The following is a 1,635-nucleotide window of genomic DNA, read 5'->3' on the forward strand; positions in this document are numbered from 1 at the left end:
TGATTTGAAAAGCTTGTAATTGATAGATTCAATAACACATAAAAAAAGGGTTCTGTGTACGCAGAACCCTTTTTTTATGTGTTAGACTTTTCTTCAAAAAGTTTTTCTATAGTTTCTCGATAAGATACCCCCAAAGGTATTTTCAATTTATCTAAAATTACATGTCGTGACGATATGCCAGTTACCTTAAAACGAGGTACTATATAAGATTTATGTACCCTGATAAAGTTGAGAGGCTGTAATTTTATCTGCAAGTCCGAAATCGACTCACTGATTAGCACGGGCTTTTCTTTACTAAAAATGCGAGTATATGCTCCTAAAGCCTCGATGTATTGGATATCATTTACAAAAAATTTCAATGATTCGCGTCCAGCCTTTAAGAATATGATTTGCTCTTCTTGCACTACAGGTTTTTGTGAAGCCTTATTTTTGATATTAATATTGTCGATAGCTCTATTAACAGCTTTTAAGAATCTTTCAAAACTAAAGGGCTTTAGTAAATAATCTGTAACACCCACATCAAAGGCCTCCATCGAGTAGTCGGAATGGCTTGTTGTCAGAATAATTTGAGGTGGAGCTTCAAGTGTTTTGATTAAATCCAATCCAGAAATTTCGGGCATTTCCACATCCGAAAATAGAATATCAACCTTTCCTTGATGTAAGATAGGAATGGCTTCAATAGGATTACTAAACACCTGTACGATTTCAAGATGTGGTAATCTTTTGATGTTGGTTTCTAAAATCTTTTGTGCGATGTCATCGTCTTCTAAAATGACACATCGATAAACTGTCATGAATTAGGTGAATTATTCTGTTGTTAAATTGGCTAGAATGTACGTTTACTTCTAGAATATACTAATGAAAGGTTTAAATATATTTGGCGAAAAGTAAGAAAAACAATTCCTATGAACAGTTTTTTACATCGCAACTTACGGTATTTTTGTTAGAAAAGGAAATATAAAAGACGAGAATTTAACAAAAATCCCAAGACGCACTCAAGTTTTGAGCATATCTTGGGATTTGTATAGTTTTCAAAAAGTAAGAATTAAAGATTCTATTACTTAGGCGAATTATTGAATGAATGATAATATTTGTTGAGTACTTAAACTAATGATTAATGTTTAAACTACTTAAGCATGTTGATTTCTCGTTTTTGTTATACAAGTACAATAACTTTAGGCGGTCAGATATTTATGATATTGAGTAAGGATGTAATTGTATTACAAAATTAATTTTTAATATCGTTGTGCAATAATGCTTACATCTGTTAGCCTACCAACATTCAAATTATCCCATGAATTGATGAACTAATGTATCAATTGAAACCTTATTATTTATGAATTGCATGTATATCTTATGAACTTGCAATTTGGTGGTTATAAGTAATCGTGTAGAATTAGATTTAAGTTTTGTGTTGAAGGCAACAGGCACAAGGCAAAGAGTGTTAAATTGTTTTTTAGTAACGATAGATATATTTTGTAGAATGCCTATAGCAGAAAGCTTAATAATTGCTAGGCAATAGGCTTTAAGCCCTAGGCCTTAGGCAAAAGATCTTTATCATTTCATAAAAACGTGTTTTCACTGATTACTGGACAAATTTGAAGATACTAGTTCAAGACTTAGTCTTGGACTCAT

At 31.6% G+C, this 1,635-nt stretch carries 1 protein-coding gene; it reads right to left on the minus strand.

Going from position 1 to position 1,635, the window contains the following annotated elements; translation table 11 throughout:
* Positions 1-74: 74 nt before the first annotated feature.
* Positions 75-794 carry a LytR/AlgR family response regulator transcription factor gene (locus ACOVQ4_RS19075; RefSeq protein ID WP_421822199.1) on the minus strand — a complete coding sequence of 240 codons (720 nt, stop codon included), beginning with the start codon at positions 792-794 and terminating at the stop codon, positions 75-77.
* Positions 795-1,635 lie beyond the last annotated feature (841 nt).

This window comes from Flectobacillus sp., from assembly GCF_049240685.1.
Classification (GTDB): Bacteria; Bacteroidota; Bacteroidia; order Cytophagales; family Spirosomataceae; genus Flectobacillus.